The following is a 21,880-nucleotide window of genomic DNA, read 5'->3' on the forward strand; positions in this document are numbered from 1 at the left end:
GGAGTCAACATGTCAAAAAAAATTACTGATCTTGCCTATGAAAAATCCTATAAACCATGGCATGATAGTTTTAAACATCCTTTCATAACAGAATTACACGCAGGTACATTAGATCCAACTATTTTTAGATATTATTTATTACAAGATCGATATTACTTAGAACACTTTGGTAAGTTATACGATTTAATCGCACAACAAACCGATAATGCTAAGTTAAAATCAGCTCTTCAAGAAAATTCAGCTGGTTTAGAAGCAGGTGAATTTGCTATTCGAGAGATTTTTTTCCGTGAACTGAATATAACTGATAAAGAAATTAAAAATACACCTGTAGCTCCAACTACCTACAATTATGTATCACATATGTATCGACAATTATATGTTGAAAGTCCATTAGTTGCAGCCGCTAGCATGTTACCATGTGAATGGTTATATCAAGAAATCGGCGAATATTTATCAACTAAAGATTCTCCTATTCCTATCTATCAACAATGGATTGATAGTTATGCTACTGAGGAAGCAAAATTAGGAGTTCAAAAACAAAGAGCATTAATAGATGAACTTGCAGAAGAAACTTCGCCTATTGAACAGCAAAAAATATTAGAAGCGTTCGAAATTAGCACTCAAATGGAATATAAATTTTGGGAAATGTCATATGCCAAAGAAACATGGTAAATAAAAAATACTAGAGATTTATTCCTAGTGTTTTATTTTTTAATTCTATTATTAATAATTTTCTTAATAGGATTAACTACGATGTTGTCTACTAAAAAACCAAAAAATAGAGCCGAAACACTTACCATAATAATTAATGCTAGATACTGAATAACAAAATAATTTGTTATTCTAACATTTGCAAACGCTATAAGAAAAACTCCATGACTTAAATATAAACTAAATGAATATTTACTTAAGAAAGCTACTATTTTATTACTAGATAATTTATTAAATACAACACTATCCAATAATGACATATAGATAATAACCACGAACAATATATTAGTTGGGGCTTGATCATGAATTAATACATTAGGAAATAATCTATTAGTAATAATATTGACTATCATTATTAATAATAATACTCCCAATTTAATTGGATTCGATATTGATTTCAAGCTTATATCTTCAAGTAAACGACCTAGGATAAAATAAAAAATCCAACTAATAAATGGATAACCCGAAATGCCTAAATTAATATTACCGAATTGACAAATCATAATTAACAATTGAATTACAATACTTGTAATCAATAAACTTGTTTTCTCAGATTGATTAAGGTTATCAATCATCTTTGAAAAGAACGGTGCTGCTATTAATAACCCAATTAAAACATACATAAACCAAAAATATGTATTAGTGAACTCTTGTAATGTATTTATAAAAAAACCTTGAACAAAGGAACCAAGGCTATTAACATCTTTTCTGGCAATTGTAAGTACAACATAGTATATGAATTCATAAATGATTAGAGGTAAAACAATTGCCATGGCTTTTTTCTTCAAATATAATACATAGTCTTTTCTTGAACTACCTTTGTAATGAAGATTGAAATGACCACTCATCATAAAAAATATAGGGTTGCAAATAAATAATATGGTAATTAAAACCTCATGAGATGCACTCCATATATAATTAACATTTCCCGGAAAAACTAAACCTAGAGTATGTATACAGACAACAAAAATCATTGCCATTACTCTTAGTAAATTGAATCTAGTATCTATTTTTTTTACCATTATATTCCCCTGTCTATCTTCATAGTCAATTATACTCGATTCAATTTCAATACAAAAGGCAACACTATGAACTTTGAAGATATTATTTTATTGATTTTCTGAATACAATGTTCACATTTTCAATTTAATTTTTCTATTAGAGAAGTTTGCGTTATACTATTAGTTATTGCTTTATTTAGTCCAATTACTGATGACTCAAAAAGCTGAATATCATATTTTACAGGAGTTTTATATATTATGAAGAAATATATTGCAGAATTTATTGGTACCTTCATGTTAGTATTCTTGGGAACTGGTACTGTAGTAATTGCAGGTACAAGTAACGTACTAACAATCGGTCTTGCCTTTGGTATGGCTATCACTGTTATGGCTTATACTTTCGGTGCTGTTTCTGGTGGTAACTTTAACCCCGCAGTTTCTATTGCTATGGTTATTAACAAAAGATTGTCACTTAAAGACGGTGTTTACTACATCATTTCACAATTCCTTGGAGCTATCGTAGCTTCAGCATTCGTTGGAATCTTCGCTGATTCATTAGCTATTAGCGGTTTCGGTGCTAATGACTTCCCAAGAATCAGTGCCCCAATGGCATTGCTTGTTGAAGGTCTTATCACATTCATCTTTGTTCTTGTTATTCTAATGGTAACAAGTGAAAAACTTGGTAACGCAACAATGGCTCCAATTGCTATTGGTATCACATTGTCATTCTTAATCATTGTTGCCTTCAACTTAACTGGTGGTTCATTGAACCCTGCTAGAAGTTTTGGACCTGCTATTTTTGAACAAGGTTCAGCTCTTTCTAACTACTGGGTATTCCTTGTTGCTCCAATTATCGGTAGTGTTCTTGCAGCTTATGTTGCTAAGTTCATGGGTAGTGAAGACTCAGCTAAAAAGGCTACTGCAAAAACAGTAGCTGCTGCTCCAAAAGCTACTACTACAACTAAAAAATCAACAGCAAAGAAGACTACTACTAAGTCTACTACAGCTAAAAAAACTACAGCTAAGAAAACTACAGCCAAGAAACCTGCAGCTAAAAAAACTACTACAACTAAAAAATAGTTTAAAAGGATGAAGATAATCTTCATCCTTTTTATTTTAACTTTTATGTACAATTGCTCTTCGTCGTTAATTTTTATATACTTAGTACATATTGTTAAGTAAGAGGGGATTTTATGAAAAAAATTATACCAACAATTATTTCATTTCTAGCCTGGTTAGTTCTTTTAATTGTTGATACAATAGTTGAACTTCAAGATACTATGTTAGCAGAAAGTTTACAAAGTGTCTTTTCTGGAATAGGTTTCACAAGAACCACATTGATGGGGATTCAGTTTAGTCAGTTAGATAGCAGTAGCTACGGTGTTACTTTTCACTTCTTTGTTGTTCTAATAATTTTTATTCTAATAGGATTATTCATAGGTTACAAAAAAGAAGTAATCAATTACGTTAAAAATTTAGGTAAATAAAAAGACTCGCAAATGCGAGTCTTTTTTTGTTCTATAATTTTCAAAACAGTTACTATAGTAAGATTGCGTTATAATATTCACTATAGATAACAGGAGGAATATATTTATGAGTAAAAAAATTCAAGGTTCTTGTACAACGATCTTAGTCGGAAAGAAAGCTTCCATCGATGGTTCAACAATGATTTCTAGAAACGATGATGGACATGAAGCTCTTGATCCTCAAAGATTCGTTGTTGTGACACCTGATCAACAACCACGTAATTACAAATCAGTTATTAGTGGAGTAGAAATCACACTTCCTGACAATCCACTACGTTATACATCAATGCCAAATTCAGTTTTGACCAATGGGATTTGGCCGGCCGCAGGTATCAACAGCGATAATGTTGGAATGTCAGCTACTGAAACAATTACTACAAATCCACGTATTCAAGGTCTTGATCCATTTGTTGAACAAGGTATCGGTGAAGAAGATATTGTTACCCTTGTACTTCCTTATATTCATAGTGCTAAAGAAGGTGTTAAGCGTTTAGGTTCTCTTCTTGAAGAGTTCGGAACTTATGAACCTAATGGGATTGCCTTTAATGACGAGAATGAAGTTTGGTGGTTAGAAACAATTGGTGGTCATCACTGGGCTGCTGTTCGTATCCCGGATGATGCTTATGTAGTAGCACCTAACCGTATGAATATTGACGATTTTGATTTCGATTCAGACGAAACATTATGTTCCGATGGTATGAAAGAATTCATCGACTCAAATAATTTGAATCCTGACATAGATGGTTATAACTTACGTCATATATTCGGTAGCGCTTCTATTAAAGATACTGTTTATAACAATCCTAGAACTTGGTACGGTCAAAAATATTTCAATCCGGAAATGGATTCTGAACCAATGGATCATGACCAACCTTTCATCTGTTATGCCGACAAGAAGATATCAATTGAAGACGTTAAATTTGTCTTGAGTTCTCATTTTGAAAACACAGAATATGATCCATATGGTGATGGCACTGAATCTGAAAAAACTTTATTCCGTCCAATCGGAATTAATCGTAATCATAATGTACATATTCTACAAATCAGAAATAACGTGCCTGCCGAAATTACAGGTATTCATTGGTTAGCCTATGGTGCTAATACATTCAATTCAGTTGTCCCATTCTACTCTAGCGTTGAAGACACCCCTTCAAGTTACAAAGACGCTACCGGTACTTTTGATATGAACAATATGTACTGGTTAAGTTGTGCCACGGCTTTGTTAGGTGATACTGATTATGACTTCTACGTAGATATGAGAAATACATTTGAACTTGAAGCTATGTCAAAATATCGTCAAATTCAAAACGAAACTGATGCAGCTTTCATTAAGAGCAATGATATAAATATACTTACTAAAGCTAATCAACAATTGGCAGATGAGTCATTCACTCGTCAAACAGAACTATTTGGTAAGATGGTTATTTCAGGATCAGAACGAATGAAACTTAGATATAATATGAATGATTAATAATAAAAAGACATGAGATTTAAAATCTTATGTCTTTTTTATTCGTATAAGTTTTATTACTAACAAATTAATAATATATAAAAAAAGCCCTTACCCTAAGGTAAGAACTTTTAGCTTTAATTCAAATTATTATTGAACTTTGTTGATGTTAACAGCTTGTGGTCCACGATCGCTATCTTCAACATCAAATGTAACTTTTTCGCCGTCTTCTAGTGATTTGAAACCATCAGAGTTGATAGCTGAGAAATGTGCGAATACATCTTTTCCATCTTCTCCAGTAATGAAACCAAATCCTTTATCAGCGTTAAACCATTTAACTGTTCCGTTTTGCATAGTGTAAATCCTCCGTAATACATTAAAAATGTACGTTTTTGTCGCAATTAATTATTAATAAGTAAATGTTGAATTAAATAATATGTACAAACTCAAAGTTACGTCTCAATATTGATCACTTCTATAAGTATAGCACGGTTAAGTAAAAAAAGAAAAGAAAAACATAATATTATTTTAATATTATTAGTTTTTTATCTTAGTTCATTCCTAGCATAGCAATTGCTATCAAAACATAGTCATAAATAATATGAGCCAAGATTCCGCCAAGTAAACTATCAGTTTTTCTCCAGACTATACTAAACGGAACTCTAACCAATCCAATAATAACTATCGCATGATACCAATTCCAATCATAGGTTGGAAGATGTAACATTCCAAAAAATACCGAACTTATTATCAACGCTATGATCCAAGCATCTCTTCTACTCAATTTTGTATTGGCAAGCCATGTATATATAGGTAATGCTACAGATGCAACAATCAATTCCTCACCTATTAAAGATATCCATATAACTAATAAGCTAATTAATATTGAAGTTTTGCTTCCATCAAAAATCGGATTGGCAGAAAACTGCAACCTAAAAACAACGACTCCTATTACCATCGCTAATATTGCTAGTCCAAATGCAAGAAAACACATTCGAATTATAGTTTGCCATCCAGTTTTTGTAGGTAACTTGAAAAAATGCTTAAAATTGTTCCAACCATAAACCGTGATTAGAGAAATCGAACTAGTAATTGGTAACCAAATCCACGGAAAATGCAACCATCCAAATGACAAACCAGACATCCCAATAACAATCATTATGGGTACAATCCATAATCGACTAAGTTTTATTTTCTGTTGAATTAGTATTTCATCAAACATAATTTACCTCTGATAAAGAATATGTACTGTATATTTTACCATTCTTATTTTTCATAACGAATATTCGTTATAAATTATACTATTAATATTCTATTTATCATTTTACAAGTTTTATTTCGTTGTTTTTGACAAATAGATTAATAAATTCATAAACCGGTACTTAACGCTTTTCTTATTTTCTATAAACAGATAAACTAATATTTGAAATGAAAGCGTATACACAAATATTCTTTGGATTTCGCTTCATTTATTACACTGTCAGGAGGAAGACATATGAAAGAGTCATACATTATGGCTATTGACGAAGGTACAACCAGTACTAGAGCCATTATTTTCAATCACGACGGAAAAAAAATTGCTGATGCACAACGTGAATTCACGCAATATTTTCCAGAGCCAGGTTGGGTTGAACATAATGCTAATGAAATCTGGAATGCTGTGCTTTCAACAATTGCAAATGTTTTTATTGAGTCGGGTATTCAACCGAGTCAAATAGCCGGAATCGGAATCACTAACCAACGTGAGACCACTATTATTTGGGATAAGAAAACCGGTTTACCTATTTATAACGCTATTGTTTGGCAATCGAGACAAACTAACGAGATTGCTAATAAATTAAAACAAGATGGTTACACTGATATGATTCGTTCAAAAACTGGTTTACTTATCGATTCATACTTCAGTGCTACTAAGATCCGTTGGATTTTAGACCACGTTGAGGGAGCTCAAGAACGCGCAGAAGCCGGAGAACTATTGTTTGGGACAATTGATTCTTGGATTCTTTGGAAACTTACTGGTGGAGAAGTACACGTTACGGACTACACCAATGCAAGTAGAACCATGTTATTCAATATTAATGATTTAAAATGGGATGATGAAATTCTTGATATCTTGAATATTCCTAAGGCAATCTTACCTGAAGCAAAAGCAAGTTCTGAGGTTTATGGACATACTAAAGAATATCACTTCTATGGTAGTTCAGTTCCAATCTCTGGTATGGCTGGTGACCAACAATCAGCATTGTTCGGACAACTTGCTCTACAACCAGGGACAGTTAAAAACACTTATGGAACTGGTTCATTTATTGTTATGAATACTGGTGAAGAGCCAACTATGTCAAACAACAATCTGTTAACTACAATTGGATACGCAATTGATGGCAAAGTAACTTACGCTCTAGAAGGTTCTGTCTTCGTTGCTGGATCAGCAATTCAATGGCTTCGTGACAGTATGAAACTTGTCGAAACAGCTCCTGAATCTGAGGAAGCTGCTAAAGAATCTACTAGTGATAACGAAGTTTATGTAGTCCCAGCCTTTACTGGTCTAGGTGCTCCTTACTGGGATTCAGAAGCTCGTGGTGCAGTATTTGGTATCACTCGTGGTACTACTGATAAAGATTTCATCAAGGCTACATTACAATCACTAGCCTATCAAACACGTGACGTTGTTGACACAATGGAAAAAGACTCAGGAATTAAAATTCCCGCATTACGTGTTGACGGTGGTGCTGCAAAAAATGATTTCTTAATGCAGTTCCAAGCAGATATTCTTAACACACCTATCGAACGTGCTAAGAACCTTGAAACAACAGCCATGGGTGCAGCCTTTCTTTCTGGTTTAGCAGTTGGTTATTGGAAAGACACTGATGAACTACAAAATATTTTCCAAGTTGGGCAAACATTCCAACCAAATATGCCACAAGAAGAACGTGACAATTTATATGAGGGCTGGCAACAAGCAGTCGCTGCTACTAAGACTTTTAAACATAACAGCCTAAAAAAAGAAGATTAATTAAAGGAGTATTATAATGACATTTTCACAAAAAAATCGTTCAGAAGTAATTAATGAATTAAAAAACACTCAACTTGACTTATTAGTAATCGGAGGTGGAATTACTGGTGCCGGTGTTGCTCTTCAATCTGCCGCTTCGGGAATTAAAACAGGTTTGATTGAAATGCAAGATTTCGCCGAAGGAACTAGTTCACGTTCAACTAAATTAGTTCACGGTGGTATCCGTTATCTAAAAAACTTTGACGTTGGTGTTGTTGCAGATACTGTTACCGAACGTGCCGTTGTTCAAGGAATTGCTCCACATATTCCACGTCCGTTCCCAATGATTCTTCCTATATATAACGAGCCCGGACAAACTTTTGATATGTTCAGTGTCAAAATTGCCATGGACTTATATGACCGTCTGGCAGGTGTTGAAGGTAGTCAGTATGCTAACTATACTATTTCACGCGATGAACTTTTACAAAGAGAACCAGGTATTAGAAGTGAAAACCTTGAAGGTGCCGGTGTCTACCTAGACTTCGTCAACAATGATTCTCGTTTAGTTATTGAAAACATTAAAGAAGCTGATGAACTTGGTGGCTTAATTGCTAGTCACGTTCAAGCAATTGGTGTGACTCATGATGATAATGATCAAATCAACGGAGTAATTGTCAAAGATAATTTAACTGGTGAAGAATTCACAATCAAAACAAAACTAGTTATTAATACAACTGGACCATGGGTTGATAAACTATTAGGACTCGACAAAAAGAATGGTCAAGGTGTCGAATTACGTCCAACTAAAGGTGTTCACTTAGTTGTTGACGAATCAGTTCTTAAAGTTCCACAACCAACATATTCAGATACTGGTATGGATGATGGCCGTATGTTCTTCGTTGTTCCTCGCGAAGGAAAAACTTACTTCGGTACAACTGATACTGACTTTACTGGTGATTATAAACATCCAATGGTTGAACAGCCAGATGTTGACTACTTACTAAAAGCTGTTAACAACCGTTTCCCTGATGCTAATATCACACTTGATGATGTTGAAGCTTCTTGGGTTGGACTTCGTCCACTAATCTCTAACAATAGTAGTTCTGATTATAATGGTGGAACTTCAAATGTTGGTAAAGTTTCAGATGCTAGTTTTGATAATTTAATCAAAGTTGTTGATGAATACGAAAACAAAAAAGCTAGTCGTTCAGATGTCGAAAGATCAATTAGTGACCTACAAACAGCTCATGGTGAAGCTGAATTGAAACCTTCACAAGTATCTCGTGGTTCACAATTGGATGTTGGTGATGACGGATTAATTACTTTATCAGGTGGTAAAATCACTGACTATCGTAAAATGGCAGCTGGTGCATTAGCATTAATTAGAAAAACTTTAAAAGAGAAATTCAATCAAACTGTTAAAGAAATAGATTCTAAGAAACTTCAAGTATCTGGTGGTCACTTCGATCCAACTAATGTAGAAGATACTATAACTTTCTATACTAAGATCGGAATTGATAAAGGTATTCCAGCTGAAGATGCAAAATATTTAGCTAACCGTTACGGATCAAATACTGGTCGTGTTATTTCTTACATTACTGAAGTTAATGGGCAAGCTGCTCCTGGATTGTCACTTGCTGAAACAATCAGTTTACATTACTCAATAAATGAAGAAATCGTAATTACTCCAGTTGATTATCTTCTACGTCGTACTAACCACATTTTATTCCATTCAGATACTTTAGATTCAATCAAAGAACCTGTTGTTAATGAAATGGCTAAAATTTTAGGTTGGGATAACGCTGAAAAAGAAGCTCAATTAGCTAACTTGAATCAAGTTATTGCTGAATCAAGATTGGAACATCTAAAAAAATAACTCACAAAGAGGAGATGAATTATGAGTAACCTACTAATTAGTGAAACAATTGGCACGGCAATCTTAGTACTCTTAGGTGACGGTGTTGTAGCCGGAGTATCACTAAAAAAATCAAAATCTGAAGGTGCTGGCTGGGTAGCAATTACCCTTGGTTGGGGATTTGCTGTTGCAATGGCTGTCTATATTGGAGTTAACTTGTTCCATGGACCAGCTCATTTCAACCCCGCAGTAACGCTTGGTATGGCAATGGCAGGAATGTTTCCTTGGAGTGATGTTATGCCAGTTATTATTGCCCAAATGATTGGTGCCTTCATCGGTGCAATACTCGTTTGGATACAATATTTCCCTCATTGGAAAGATACCAAAGACCAAGCTGCTATCTTAGGAACTTTTGCTACTGGACCTGCAATCCGTTCTTATGGTGCTAACTTGATGTCAGAAATTATTGGTACATTTGTCTTGGTTTATACCATAATGGCCATTGGACAAGGAAATATTGCTGATGGTTTGAATCCTTTAATTGTTGGTACACTAATCATCGCAATCGGACTTTCACTTGGTGGAACAACTGGATATGCTATTAATCCAGCTCGAGACCTAGGTCCAAGACTTGCTCATGCAGTCTTACCAATAGCTAACAAAGGAAAATCTGACTGGGCTTATAGTTGGGTTCCCGTTGTTGGACCAATGATTGGTGGAGCATTAGCAGCCGGACTATTCTTAATGTTCAAATAAAAGCACAAAAAAAGCGGCGAGAAATCGTCGCTTTTTTGTATGCAAACTTATTTAATGAATTCACGGAGATATTTGGCAGTGTATGAATTATTATCATCAATAAAATCAACTGGATATCCTTGATATAATAATTTCCCGCCTTGAGCCCCACCTTTAGGTCCCAAATCAATTATCCAATCAGATTGACTGATAATTGATAAATTATGTTCAAGCACAATCAGAGTATTGTCATCATTAATTAATTCATGGAACAAATTAATTAAGTTATCAATATCAGATTCATGTAATCCTGTGCTGGGCTCATCCAAAATAATTATTTGAGATATTTTTTTAGATAACATCTGTGATATTTTTAATCTTTGTAATTCACCACCAGAAAAAGTATCTAAAGTTTGCCCCAATTTAATGTAATCTAAACTAGCACTCACTGTTGCGGTCAATACGTTCTTAATTATTTGATTATCATCAAAAAAATCTAAAGCTTCACTAACCGTTAAATTTAAGACTTCACTTATGTTCTTACCGTTATATGTATAAGTCAAAGTTGTATCATTGAATTTTTTACCATGACATTTTTCGCATACTTGTACGGAATCACCTAAATAAGCCAAATCAAGTTTCACATATCCCTTACCTTTACACTCTGAACAAGCTCCTTTACCGGAATTAGAAAACATAGCAATCGGTATATCATTTTTTGCACTGAATAATTTTTTGATTTCATTAAAAATATTCAAATATGTAGCCAAATTAGAACGACTACTTGCATGTGGCAAGCTTTGATCAAGAACACTCACTTCGGAATACTTTTTGGTAAAAAGTTGTCTAATTAATGTACTTTTCCCTGATCCAGCCACGCCAGTTACTAAAGTTAATGCGTTCTTAGGAATTTTAATAGAAATATTTTTGATGTTATTTTTCGAGACGTTATCTAATGTATAAAAATCGACAAATTTCTTTTTGTCATTATTAAGATAATGTTGCTTCGTCAAAGCCCGGCCGGTAACTGTATCAGACTTCAATAATTCTTTATACGCTCCTTGAAAGGTGACGTTTCCACCTTCTGTTCCCGCACCCTCACCAAAATTTATTATTTCGTCAGCTACAGCAATCATATCTGGGTCATGATCAACAAATAAAATAGAATTACCTTTGTCTCTTAATTGACGAAAAATATTATTTATACCTGTTATATCATGAGGATGTAATCCAACACTCGGTTCATCGAAAATGTACAAAACATCAGTTAACGCGTTATTTAAGTATTTAGTCAATTTGATTCGTTGGGACTCTCCTCCTGACAATGTACTAGTAGCACGATTCAGAGTTAAATAATCTAAGCCAACTGTTCTTAATGTTTGCAACTTCATTTTCAAATCATCTGTAATAATTTTTACATCATTATTAGAGATTTTGTTTATAAATTCTAAAAGTTCTGTAATTTGTATTTCACAGCAGTCAGCAATTGATTTTGATTCTATTTTTGAGCTTAGAACTTCATCATTTAATCTAGTTCCATTACAGCTTGGGCAAACTTTTACATCTAGTATTTTGTTTAAATCTTTCTTATATTTACCAGAATCCACATTAATGAAGCTTTCAGTTATTCGAGGAATAACACCAAAATATTCTGCAGTTTTGTGCCATTGATTACTAGGATTCTTAGGCTTTACTTTTGGAGAATACAAAAGCATTTGTAATTCATCTTTTGAGTATTCTGAAATTTTTTTGTTATTATCAAAATATCCAGACTCAGTATATCTAGTTAGTCGCCAACCTTTCTTCTGAAAAGTTGGAAATTGAATAGCACCTTCATTAAGAGACTTGTTAACATCTAATAACTTATCAAGATTAATATTCTTAATCTCACCAAGACCATTACATTGAGTACACATCCCTTCTGGATTGTTGAAAGAATACTTCATAGAGAAGCCAATAAATGGTTTGGCCATCCTAGAATATAACAAACGTAAACTTGAATAAATGTCAGTAATTGTACCTACAGTAGAACGTGGATTACCTTGGATTCTTTTTTGATTAATAACAAGTGAAACTGGCAAATTTGAAATTGAATCCACTAGCGGTTTGGGATATTTAGGAAGAATATTTTGAATAAAACTTGAGTAATTCTCGTTTAATAACCGTTGCGATTCGCTAGCAATCGTATCAAAAACTAAAGAAGACTTTCCCGATCCAGAAATTCCTGTTACTGCAACAATCTTATGTTTAGGAATATCTACTGAAACATTCTTGAGATTATTATTCGTTGCATTATCGATACTAATAACATCTTGCATTGTTTATTAAACCTCCTTTTATTCACTAACAATTACTAATGACTTAATCGCTTTTCTTTCATCCATAGCTTTATATCCATCTTCAATATGATCTAAATCAAATCTTTGTGTGAATACTTTACCTGGATTTATTTTTTTGCTTAGTACGGCATCTAACAATGTTTTTTTGTCGTGATTTGTAACCGCCGCAATTCCTCCACGTAGTCCAACATTAGTTCCAAATAACTTATTAGTGTTCATTTCCGCTGTTTGAGGAATTCCAACACGACCCACTACCGCTCCTGGACGAGCAACTTGTGTAGCTGTTGCAACTGATTGTTCAGTACCGACACATTCAAGCACAGCATCAGCTCCAGTTCCATCCGTTAAAGCCAAAACATCTTTGACTGCTTCATCTCCACGAGTTTCAACGATATCAGTAGCACCGAATTCTTTAGCTAGTTTTTGTCGATCTTCATGTCGACTCATAGCAATAATTCTTTTAGCACCTAACAACTTAGCTGCTATAATTCCACACAAACCAACAGCACCGTCACCCATAACAACTACTGTATCTTTAGCTTTAACTTCAGCCGTAAACGCAGCATGATACCCCGTTGCCATAACATCAGATAGTGTTAATAAGTTATTCAACATTTCATCTGAATAATCCTCCGGCTTCCCAGGTATTTTAACTAGACCCCAGTTAGCATTATCATAACGAAGATATTCCGCTTGATAAGCATTATCTTGTCGTTCATGGTTGAAACAATCACCATCAAATCCAGCTAAACAAGCTGCACAGTGTCCACAGCCTTGAGTGAAAGGAACTATAACAAAGTCTCCTACTTTGATATCTGTAACATCATCACCAACTTGATCAACAATTCCAATAGCCTCATGACCTGTTTGTGAATTAGCTGTTTTTTTCGAAATCCCGCGATACCACCATAAATCAGAGCCACAAACACATGCTCTCAATACCTTAACAATAGCTTGCGTTGATTTTTTGATCTCTGGCTTTGGTAGTTCTTTAACTTCAATTTTTCCTGGTTCAATAAATACAGTTGCTTTCATATTATTCATCTCCATTTCAGTATATAGATGATTATACACTCAACTAAAAGACAACGCTTACCATTAAGGTATATAATGAACTCAACAAAAATCACAGGAGGACATTATGAGTAAACTCGCTTGTACAACATTGTTAGTTGGTAAAAACGCATCAATGGATAATTCAACATTAGTTGGAAGAAATGAAGATGCAGGTGGCGCAATTAATCCTAAAAAATTTATGGTGATTACACCAGACAAACAACCTCGACACTATCAGGCTAAAGAAACAAAATTTGCCATCGACTTATTGGATGAACCTCTACGATATACTTCAACACCAGATGCCAATGATGAGTATGGAATCTATGCAGAATCTGGAATTAATTCAGCAAATGTTGCCATGAGTGCTTCTGAAACTATCACAACTAATTCAAGAATTCTGGGAATTGATCCTTTCGTTCCGAATGGAATCGGCGAAGAAGATATTGTTACTATCGTCCTTCCTTATATTACTTCAGCAAAAGCTGGCGTTTTAAGAATGGGAGAATTACTTACTAAATATGGTACCTATGAATCTAACGGAATAATTTTTTCTGACAAAAATGACATTTGGTATATGGAAACATTAGGCGGACATCATTGGGCTGCCGTAAAAATTCCAGATGATGCTTATGTGATTGCACCTAACAGATTAAATATTGATGACTTCGATTTTGATTCTGATGAATATCTATGTTCGAGTGATTTGAAAGAATTCATTGATACTAATAATTTGAATCCTGATATCGACGGTTACAATCTTCGTCATATTTTTGGTAGTTCAACAATTAAAGATACACGATACAATAATCCTCGTGCTTGGTACGTACAAAAGTTATTCAATCCAGAAATGGATAATGATCCAAGAGATTATGAACTACCCTTCATCTGTCGAGCAAACAAAAAGATTAGTATTGAAGACATTAAATTTGCTCTTAGTTCACACTTTGAGAATACAGATTATGATGTATATGGAAATGGAACCGATGCTGACAAGAAATCTTTTCGTCCAATCGGCATTAACCGCAATCAAGAAACTCACATACTTCAAATTAGAAATGACGTTTCTGATGAAATCGCTGGAATTCATTGGTTAGCATATGGTCCAAATACATTTAACGCATTAGTTCCTTTCTACTCAAATGTTAATGAAGTTCCAACAAGCTATCAAAACACAAAGTCCAACTTAACTCTAGATAATACTTACTGGTTGAACCGTATAATCAGTTTGTTAGGTGACTACGATTATGAACTTTATAGCAACTTAGAAGATACATTTGATCAAAAAGTTATGTCAGAATGTAAGAATCTTCAATTAAATTCTGATCAAAAAGCCATTAAGTCTGATAACATTCAAAACTATTTAGCTACAATTAATGAACAATACGCACAGATTAATTGGAAACATACCATCGAGCTACTAGATTCAATGGTTAAATCAGGTTCAGAAAAAATGAAATTACGATTTTCATTAGGGGACTAAAAAATTTAATACTGGGGTAATTAAATATGAGTAATGATTGTTTCTATATCTATATGTTGAAAGTTAACGTAAAAGATATAGATAATAAAGAATGCTACTACATTGGTAAAACAAAAGATTATAAAAAAAGAATTATTAACCACATATCAGGAAACAGGAAATCTGCAAACTTATTGAAAAGTGATAAAGTAGATCATATATTAGAAATAATAGAAGTACATAAATACACATATACTTCAAAATCTTTAAATGACAAAATACTCGATTCTGATAGCTCAAAAATTGAAAATAATTTGGTTATTACCAAACAAAATGAAGACATCAATACAATTTTCAGAGGTGGCGACTATTTAAAAGAATGGAGTGAGTGCACTCCATCTGAACGAAAAGAGATCTCAAAGGAATACAAAGAAATCGAAAAGAAGTATTGTTGCAAAAATCTCAATGTAAAAGAAATTTCCGATTCTATAATTGAAGAACTCAAAGAAAAATTAAAAAGCTATCCAGATCATAACGAAGAGCGTGTTAAAAAATTTATTAACTTAATATAAAAAAGACTGAATAATTTCAGTCTTTTTTACTTGCAGAAATAATTAACATCATCGGTCTTCTGGATTCATCTTTCATTCCTGGCATATCTAACATTGATTCCGGAGGTGTTGGTTCAATAACTCTTTCTATATTAAATCCTTGCAGTATCAAGGTATCTATATAAGTAGTTAGTGTTCTATGGTATTTAGTAACCGTTGTTTCCCAAAAGTTAGTTTCGCGCACACCTTCTTCAAAATAGCGATCAACCGGAAAACTGTCTATTGTTCCGTCTTCTTTATATCTCCATTGTTCTGAACCTTCAGCCGTGAAAATTGGATGTTCTACAGAAAAGATTAGTTTTCCATTCTTAGCTAACAATCTATAAACTTGTTTAATAACACCTTCAAAGTCTTGAATATAATGTAATGCTAGCGAACTAAATACAACATCAAATGATCCTGAATCAAAAGGTAAGCTATTAATATCAATTTGTTCAAACTCAACAATATCAAACTCATTTTTTTCTCTTGCAACTTCTAGCATCTTCTCTGAGCTATCTATACCAATAACTTTTTTAGCTCCGTGTTCAGCAGCATAAATACTATGCCATCCATATCCACAGCCCATATCCAAAACTCGCAATCCTGAAAAGTCTGGAAGTAAACTCTTTAATGTTTCCCATTCGCCAGCTCCGGCAAGGCCTTGTTGACTACGAGCCATTTTGGAATACTCATTAAAAAATTGTTCATCATCATAAATATTTTTCATTACATCACCTATATTTTTCTCTTATAAAATCTAAAAATATAATAACACATCAAAAAAAGCCCGTATAGTTAGGCTTTTTTATTTTTATTCTGCTGTTAGTCCTTCATGAATCTTGTCAATATTCCATTTCATCATATCGTAATATGTATCACCCTTTGTTCCTTTTTTAGCGAGTGAATCTGTGAATATTTTAGAATAAATTGGAAGTCCTGTTTCTTTTGAAACTTTTTCCATCGATTTTGGTGAAACTGATGTTTCAACAAACAAACTCTTCACATCTGAATCATCAATCTTTGCCAATACTGTCTTCATTTGTTCCGGTGTTCCTTGTGATTCAGTATTGATTTCCCAAATGTATGTTGGTGTCACGTGATAAGCTTTTGAGAAATACTTGAAAGCTCCTTCAGAGGTAACTAACAATCTTTGACTTTCTGGTATATCTAAGAATTTTGATTGTGCAGTCTTATGTAATTTTTCAAGTTTAGCTATATATGCATCAGCATTTTTCTCAAAGTAATCAGCATTCTTAGGATCTTTTTTCTTCAATGCTTCTGTTATGTTCTCTACATATTCAATTCCGTTTTCTAGATCTAACCAAGCATGTGGATCTTGTTCGTTAACGTTTGTTGTTAAGTGTTCTGCTTTTACGCCTTTACTTGCTGAGAATACATCTTCTTCAAAGTCTTTATGTGATGTCTTCACAAGTTTTTTGAACCAACCATTACCACCTGTTTCCAGATTCAATCCATTATGAATAATTACGTCGGCATCTGAAGATTTTGAAACGTCTGTTGGTTGAGGTTCATATTCATGTGGATCAACTCCACGTTTAACAATACTGTATAATTCAATTCTATCTTTTCCGACATTATGTACCATATCTTCAAGAATTGAGTTAGTTGTTACAACTTGCAGCTTATCGTTATTATTATTGGTTTGTTTTGTATCTCGTTGGTTTAAGAAAAAGAATACCCCTCCAACTATTACTGCAACCGATACTAAAGTTAAAATGATTTTCTTCATGTATATATAAAACTCCTAATTAAATTATTTGTTCCCCCACTTGATGAATCCCTGTTTTGGTGAAATTCCAAATGATATTGCGAATAATAAAGCTGCAACTATAACGATTGCTGGACCAGAAGCCCAGTTCAATGTGTAACTGAAATATAAACCTGTTATAGATGAAACAATTCCTACACCAGCAGCTAAAAATAGCATGCTTGAGAGTTTATCCGTCCAAAGATATGCAGTTGCTGCCGGAGTAATCAACATGGCAACTACTAAGATAATTCCGACTGTTTGCAGTGCTGAAACAGTTACTAATGTTAAAACTAACATTAGTGCATAATGTAATAATTGAACATTTAATCCATATGTTTTTGCATATGTTTCATCAAATGATGTGATCAATAGTTCTTTGTAGAAGAATGATACGAATAATATAACTATTCCCAATACAATAGCTGTTGTCATAATATCACTATCACTAACTGCTAAGATATTCCCGAATAAGATATGATGTAAGTTTGTTGCACTTTCAGCCATTGAGATTAAGATAAATCCTAAAGCGTAAAAAGCACTAAAAACAACTCCGATTGAAGTATCTGTTTTTATCTTACTGTGTGCTGCAACAAATCCGATTAACATTGCAGCAATAATACCGAATACAGATGCTCCGATTAAAATGTTAATACCTAACATATAGGCAACTGCAACTCCTGGTAAAACAGCATGAGAGATAGCATCTCCCATTAAAGACATTCCCCTTAAAATAATAAAACTTCCGATAATACCAGACATCATACCTACCATGATTGCTGTTATTAAGGCGCTTTGTAAGAAATCATATTTTGTTAATGCGTCTAAAAAATCTGCTATTGAGGCTATCATTACTTAGTTACCTCCTTTGAATCAAATAATACATTTGATAAATCTGAACTAAATGCTTTTTCAATATTCTTGGCACTATATACTTCATTTGTTGGGCCGTAATCTACTATTCCATGATTAAGAACTACAAGATCATCAAAATATTGTGACACTTTGTTCAAATCATGATGTATAACAATAATTGTTTTACCTGCGTCGCGCCATTGTTTCATAATCTTCATAATGGCTGTTTCACTTTGTAAGTCGATTCCTACAAAGGGTTCGTCCAAGATGATAATATCTGCTTCTTGTACCATCGCACGCGCTACAAAGACTCTTTGTAGTTGTCCACCTGATAAGTTACCAATTTGTCTATTTTCAAATTCTTCCAAATCTACTTTTTTCAAAGCATCTTTACTTTGTTTCTTTTCTTCCGTTCCTGGACTCTTGAATAAGCCAAGTTTTCCATATGTTCCAGTCATTACTAAATCAAATACATTAATTGGGAAATTAAGATCTAAATCTTTTCTTTGCTCAACATATGCAACTTTTTTTTGGAATTCTTTAAGAGGACGTTCGTTATATAAGATCGTACCTTCTTGTGATTTAATTAAGCCGAGCATCGCCTTAATCATTGTTGATTTTCCTGCACCATTGGGTCCAATGATTCCAGTGATTTTACCTGCGTCAAATTTAACAGCAACATCAGTAAATACTGGTGTATCGTCATATGCAACAGTGAGATTTTTTACTTCTAACATAAAATCCCTCCTTTTTTAGGTTTACCTAACTTAACTATATTATATGAATATACAGAAGGTTTTATTCAAGTTTTTAGCCTAGCCTAACTTTTTTGAATAAAGCGCTATCACTTCAGGTTAACAAAAAAAGAGAGCTATTTTGCTCTCCTTTTGACTATAAGTAATTTCTATTTTGGCAGAATTCTATGTTAATTAAAATCCCTCTAAATCAAAGTTCTCATTTCAACTTTCAGTAGTTTTTTATTCCCACTCAACTGTTGCTGGTGGCTTACTTGTTATATCGTAGACAATACGGTTAACATGATCGACTTCGTTTACAATTCTAGTTGAAACTTTTTGCAAGACATCCCATGGTAATTGTGAGAAGTCTGCTGTCATACCATCAATTGAATTAACGGCACGAATACCAACTGTATAATCGTATGTACGTCCATCACCCATAACTCCAACACTTCTAATTCCTGGAAGCATTGTGAAGTATTGCCATACTTCTTTGTCTAGTCCTGCTAGTGCAAATTCTTCTCTAAGAATCAAATCACTATCACGGACAATTTGTAATTTATCTTCAGTAACTTCACCAAGTACACGAATTCCAAGACCTGGTCCTGGGAATGGTTGACGCCATACTAATTCATGAGGCATACCTAGTTTTTCACCAAGTTCTCTAACTTCATCTTTGAATAAAGTCTTCAATGGTTCAATCAAACTAAATTGCATATCCTCTGGAAGTCCACCAACATTATGATGAGACTTGATAGTAGTAGCTGTACTTGTTCCACTTTCGATAATGTCAGTGTATAGAGTACCTTGCGCTAAGAAATCAATTCCATTCAACTTAGTTGCTTCTTCGTCAAATACTTGAATGAATTCATTTCCGATGATTTTACGTTTCTTTTCTGGGTCAGTCACACCACTTAGTTTATCTAAGAAGCGTTTTTTAGCATCAACTTGGATGATATTTAGGCCAAACTTACCACCTAGACTATCCATAACTTCTTCAACTTCGTTTTTACGTAACAAACCATGATCAACGAAGATACTTACTAATTGGTCACCAATAGCTTTGTTCAACAGAACACCAACAACAGATGAATCAACTCCACCTGATAACCCAAGTAGGACTTTCTTGTCACCAACGGCTTCACGGATTTGAGCGATTTGCATATCAATGAAGTCTTCCATAGTCCAGTTAGCTTCAGCTTCACAAACTCCAAAGGCAAAGTTCTTCAAGATATCCATTCCATATTCAGTGTTACGAACTTCTGTATGGAATTGAATCCCGTAAATCTTACGTTCACGGTTCTCAATAGCTGTGAAAGGTGTGTTGTCACTTTCAGCAACTGTTACGAATCCTTCAGGAATAGCAGTAACTTTGTCACCATGACTCATCCAAACTGTTTGCTTCTCTGGAAGTCCCTTGAACAAATCAGTTTCTGGATCAGTGATAGTAATTTCAGCTTTACCATATTCACGTTCAGTTGAAGCTTCAACGTTACCACCATTTTTGAAACTGATAAGTTGCATACCGTAACATATTCCAAGAACTGGAATACCTAAGTTGAATACTTCAGAATCAATTGTGAATGCATCTTTGTCATAAACACTCATTGGTCCACCAGAAAGGATTATTCCTTTTGGAGCCATTTGTTTGATTTCTTCCGCACTTGTTGTGTTAGGAAGAAGGACTGAGTATACACCCAAGTCACGAATTCTACGAGTAATCAATTGATTGTATTGACTACCATAATCAAGAACAATAATGCTATCAGCATTAATTTGGTCTGCCACTGCACGTACCTCCGGGGAAAATGTATTTATACAATTGTACATAAAAAAAGCTATTGTGTATATAGTTACACGCTAGCGTTTTTTAATATTTTCTCAAATATATTTTATCTATCAGATGATCACTTGCTTTATGCAAAATTAAATCTGCTCTATTCTTTGTCGGTTCAATATACTCAACTAAATTCTTATAGTTAACTTGTTCCCAAGTCTCATCAGCCATCTTCAAGGCTGCTTTTCTGCTACCTAACGCCCATTTATGATAATAACTAGTTTCATCTGTAAAAGCCGAATCTAACAAGGTTTCAAATCTTTGCATGAACCAATTCTTAATATCATCAGTTTCTGCATCAATATAAATAGAAAAATCAAAGAAGTCACTCACGTATACTCTTTGACTTTTTGGTAGTTGCAAAGTATTAATTCCTTCTATTATTAAAATATCAGGTTGGTTGATTTGATTGTGCTCATCTTTTACAACATCATAGATTTGATGAGAGTATTTAGGATACTTAACAGGTGCTTTGTTCTCTTTTACTTCACTCAAGAACTCTAGTAACTTACCCATATCATAACTTTCTGGGAAGCCTTTTTTTTCTAAAATCCCCTTAGCTTCTAAGTCAGCATTTGAATACAAAAAACCATCGGTGGTAATTTGTTCAACCTTGTATTGCGGATAAGCTCGTGTCAACATGAGTTTTAATAATCGAGCAGTTGTACTCTTACCCACTGCAACACTCCCAGATATTCCAATTACAAATGGAGAGTTATGTGGCGGCTTATTCAAAAAATGAGCTTTTGATTTTTGCATATCTTTGAATCGATGCATAAATATGTGTAACAAGTGTCGAATAGGTGCATAAATAACTCGAACATCTTCTACCGAAATTTCGTCATCAAGTGATTTTAACTGTTTAAGCTCCGCATCAGTAATAGCAGTTGGTGATTTCACACCATGGAATTCTTGCCATTCTTGACGATTAAATTCATCATAATTTATCATCTCGTTCATAAA

At 33.8% G+C, this 21,880-nt stretch carries 19 protein-coding genes and 1 pseudogene; 9 read left to right on the top strand and 11 right to left on the bottom strand.

The features are described 5' to 3' along the window. Nucleotides 1–9 precede the first annotated feature (9 nt). Nucleotides 10–672: a thiaminase II gene (gene tenA / locus RD055328_RS01625; protein WP_244087083.1), complete on the top strand. Its 663-nt coding sequence runs from the start codon at nt 10–12 to the stop codon at nt 670–672. 32 nt (nt 673–704) lie between these two features. Here tenA and RD055328_RS01630 read toward each other — a convergent pair whose 3' ends face one another. Beyond that, a complete protein-coding gene (locus RD055328_RS01630; protein WP_244087084.1) occupies nt 705–1,733 on the bottom strand; it encodes an acyltransferase in 1,029 nt (342 codons plus the stop codon). A gap of 237 nt (nt 1,734–1,970) precedes the next feature. Between RD055328_RS01630 and RD055328_RS01635 the strand changes: the two are divergent. From RD055328_RS01635 to RD055328_RS01645, 3 genes and pseudogenes are all read left to right on the top strand, one after another. After that, nucleotides 1,971–2,615 (top strand): annotated as a pseudogene (locus tag RD055328_RS01635) (MIP/aquaporin family protein); the annotation flags it as partial. A gap of 290 nt (nt 2,616–2,905) precedes the next feature. Next, nucleotides 2,906–3,199 carry a hypothetical protein gene (locus tag RD055328_RS01640; protein ID WP_244087085.1) on the top strand — a complete coding sequence of 98 codons (294 nt, stop codon included), beginning with the start codon at nt 2,906–2,908 and terminating at the stop codon, nt 3,197–3,199. Nucleotides 3,200–3,305: 106 nt separating this feature from the next. Next, entirely contained in the window at nt 3,306–4,709 is a 1,404-nt protein-coding gene (locus RD055328_RS01645; protein WP_244087086.1) for a C69 family dipeptidase, read from the top strand. 129 nt (nt 4,710–4,838) lie between these two features. Here RD055328_RS01645 and RD055328_RS01650 read toward each other — a convergent pair whose 3' ends face one another. Together RD055328_RS01650 and RD055328_RS01655 are read right to left on the bottom strand one after the other, a co-directional pair. Further along, nucleotides 4,839–5,042, bottom strand: a complete 204-nt coding sequence (locus RD055328_RS01650; protein ID WP_244087087.1) for a cold-shock protein — start codon at nt 5,040–5,042, stop codon at nt 4,839–4,841. Nucleotides 5,043–5,238: 196 nt separating this feature from the next. Further along, nucleotides 5,239–5,910: a CPBP family intramembrane glutamic endopeptidase gene (locus RD055328_RS01655; RefSeq protein ID WP_244087088.1), complete on the bottom strand. Its 672-nt coding sequence runs from the start codon at nt 5,908–5,910 to the stop codon at nt 5,239–5,241. 273 nt (nt 5,911–6,183) lie between these two features. Between RD055328_RS01655 and glpK the strand changes: the two genes are divergently transcribed. From glpK to RD055328_RS01670, 3 genes are read left to right on the top strand one after another with little or no spacing between them, the layout of a single operon-like run. Next, the gene (gene glpK / locus RD055328_RS01660) at nt 6,184–7,701 is read left to right on the top strand and encodes a glycerol kinase GlpK (protein WP_244087089.1); all 1,518 of its coding nucleotides are present in this window, start codon (nt 6,184–6,186) and stop codon (nt 7,699–7,701) included. Nucleotides 7,702–7,717: 16 nt separating this feature from the next. After that, a complete protein-coding gene (glpO, locus tag RD055328_RS01665) occupies nt 7,718–9,556 on the top strand; it encodes a type 1 glycerol-3-phosphate oxidase (RefSeq protein WP_244087090.1) in 1,839 nt (612 codons plus the stop codon). Nucleotides 9,557–9,577: 21 nt separating this feature from the next. Further along, nucleotides 9,578–10,291, top strand: coding sequence for an MIP/aquaporin family protein (locus RD055328_RS01670; protein WP_244087091.1), 714 nt, complete (start codon nt 9,578–9,580; stop codon nt 10,289–10,291). Between the two features lie 47 nt (nt 10,292–10,338). Here the strand turns inward: RD055328_RS01670 and RD055328_RS01675 are convergent, their stop codons facing one another. Together RD055328_RS01675 and RD055328_RS01680 are read right to left on the bottom strand one after the other, a co-directional pair. After that, nucleotides 10,339–12,588, bottom strand: coding sequence for an excinuclease ABC subunit UvrA (locus RD055328_RS01675; protein WP_244087092.1), 2,250 nt, complete (start codon nt 12,586–12,588; stop codon nt 10,339–10,341). An 18-nt stretch (nt 12,589–12,606) separates the two neighbouring features. Next, a complete protein-coding gene (locus RD055328_RS01680) occupies nt 12,607–13,644 on the bottom strand; it encodes a zinc-dependent alcohol dehydrogenase family protein (RefSeq protein WP_244087093.1) in 1,038 nt (345 codons plus the stop codon). Nucleotides 13,645–13,750: 106 nt separating this feature from the next. On the opposite strand from RD055328_RS01680, the gene RD055328_RS01685 reads away from it, so the two are divergent. Continuing rightward, nucleotides 13,751–15,148 carry a C69 family dipeptidase gene (locus tag RD055328_RS01685; RefSeq protein WP_244087094.1) on the top strand — a complete coding sequence of 466 codons (1,398 nt, stop codon included), beginning with the start codon at nt 13,751–13,753 and terminating at the stop codon, nt 15,146–15,148. 26 nt (nt 15,149–15,174) lie between these two features. Next, a complete protein-coding gene (locus RD055328_RS01690; RefSeq protein WP_244087095.1) occupies nt 15,175–15,699 on the top strand; it encodes a GIY-YIG nuclease family protein in 525 nt (174 codons plus the stop codon). 16 nt (nt 15,700–15,715) lie between these two features. Here RD055328_RS01690 and RD055328_RS01695 read toward each other — a convergent pair whose 3' ends face one another. The 6 genes from RD055328_RS01695 to coaA all read right to left on the bottom strand — a co-directional run bounded on the left by RD055328_RS01695 (nt 15,716) and on the right by coaA (nt 21,877). Next, nucleotides 15,716–16,447, bottom strand: a complete 732-nt coding sequence (locus RD055328_RS01695; protein WP_244087096.1) for a bifunctional 2-polyprenyl-6-hydroxyphenol methylase/3-demethylubiquinol 3-O-methyltransferase UbiG — start codon at nt 16,445–16,447, stop codon at nt 15,716–15,718. A gap of 84 nt (nt 16,448–16,531) precedes the next feature. After that, nucleotides 16,532–17,470: a metal ABC transporter substrate-binding protein gene (locus tag RD055328_RS01700; protein ID WP_244087097.1), complete on the bottom strand. Its 939-nt coding sequence runs from the start codon at nt 17,468–17,470 to the stop codon at nt 16,532–16,534. A gap of 24 nt (nt 17,471–17,494) precedes the next feature. After that, the gene (locus tag RD055328_RS01705; protein ID WP_244087153.1) at nt 17,495–18,337 is read right to left on the bottom strand and encodes a metal ABC transporter permease; all 843 of its coding nucleotides are present in this window, start codon (nt 18,335–18,337) and stop codon (nt 17,495–17,497) included. Nucleotides 18,338–18,339: 2 nt separating this feature from the next. Then, complete coding sequence (locus RD055328_RS01710; protein WP_244087098.1) at nt 18,340–19,080, bottom strand: metal ABC transporter ATP-binding protein; 741 nt, start codon at nt 19,078–19,080, stop codon at nt 18,340–18,342. Nucleotides 19,081–19,320: 240 nt separating this feature from the next. Further along, entirely contained in the window at nt 19,321–20,910 is a 1,590-nt protein-coding gene (gene guaA, locus RD055328_RS01715) for a glutamine-hydrolyzing GMP synthase (protein ID WP_375708056.1), read from the bottom strand. A gap of 40 nt (nt 20,911–20,950) precedes the next feature. Further along, a complete protein-coding gene (gene coaA, locus RD055328_RS01720) occupies nt 20,951–21,877 on the bottom strand; it encodes a type I pantothenate kinase (protein WP_244087100.1) in 927 nt (308 codons plus the stop codon). Nucleotides 21,878–21,880: the final 3 nt, after the last annotated feature.

The organism is Companilactobacillus sp. RD055328, from assembly GCF_022835675.1.
Classification (GTDB): Bacteria; Bacillota; Bacilli; order Lactobacillales; family Lactobacillaceae; genus BQUT01.

Coding starts and splice junctions, on each gene's coding strand:
- RD055328_RS01650 (WP_244087087.1), bottom strand. CDS start 5,042: ATGCAAAACGGAACAGTTAAATGGTTTAACGCTGATAAAGGATTTGGT.
- RD055328_RS01630 (WP_244087084.1), bottom strand. CDS start 1,733: ATGGTAAAAAAAATAGATACTAGATTCAATTTACTAAGAGTAATGGCA.
- RD055328_RS01675 (WP_244087092.1), bottom strand. CDS start 12,588: ATGCAAGATGTTATTAGTATCGATAATGCAACGAATAATAATCTCAAG.
- coaA (WP_244087100.1), bottom strand. CDS start 21,877: ATGAACGAGATGATAAATTATGATGAATTTAATCGTCAAGAATGGCAA.
- glpK (WP_244087089.1), top strand. CDS start 6,184: ATGAAAGAGTCATACATTATGGCTATTGACGAAGGTACAACCAGTACT.
- RD055328_RS01655 (WP_244087088.1), bottom strand. CDS start 5,910: ATGTTTGATGAAATACTAATTCAACAGAAAATAAAACTTAGTCGATTA.
- RD055328_RS01645 (WP_244087086.1), top strand. CDS start 3,306: ATGAGTAAAAAAATTCAAGGTTCTTGTACAACGATCTTAGTCGGAAAG.
- RD055328_RS01670 (WP_244087091.1), top strand. CDS start 9,578: ATGAGTAACCTACTAATTAGTGAAACAATTGGCACGGCAATCTTAGTA.
- RD055328_RS01710 (WP_244087098.1), bottom strand. CDS start 19,080: ATGTTAGAAGTAAAAAATCTCACTGTTGCATATGACGATACACCAGTA.
- guaA (WP_375708056.1), bottom strand. CDS start 20,910: ATGTACAATTGTATAAATACATTTTCCCCGGAGGTACGTGCAGTGGCA.
- RD055328_RS01695 (WP_244087096.1), bottom strand. CDS start 16,447: ATGAAAAATATTTATGATGATGAACAATTTTTTAATGAGTATTCCAAA.
- RD055328_RS01640 (WP_244087085.1), top strand. CDS start 2,906: ATGAAAAAAATTATACCAACAATTATTTCATTTCTAGCCTGGTTAGTT.
- RD055328_RS01700 (WP_244087097.1), bottom strand. CDS start 17,470: ATGAAGAAAATCATTTTAACTTTAGTATCGGTTGCAGTAATAGTTGGA.
- RD055328_RS01685 (WP_244087094.1), top strand. CDS start 13,751: ATGAGTAAACTCGCTTGTACAACATTGTTAGTTGGTAAAAACGCATCA.
- RD055328_RS01690 (WP_244087095.1), top strand. CDS start 15,175: ATGAGTAATGATTGTTTCTATATCTATATGTTGAAAGTTAACGTAAAA.
- RD055328_RS01680 (WP_244087093.1), bottom strand. CDS start 13,644: ATGAAAGCAACTGTATTTATTGAACCAGGAAAAATTGAAGTTAAAGAA.
- glpO (WP_244087090.1), top strand. CDS start 7,718: ATGACATTTTCACAAAAAAATCGTTCAGAAGTAATTAATGAATTAAAA.
- tenA (WP_244087083.1), top strand. CDS start 10: ATGTCAAAAAAAATTACTGATCTTGCCTATGAAAAATCCTATAAACCA.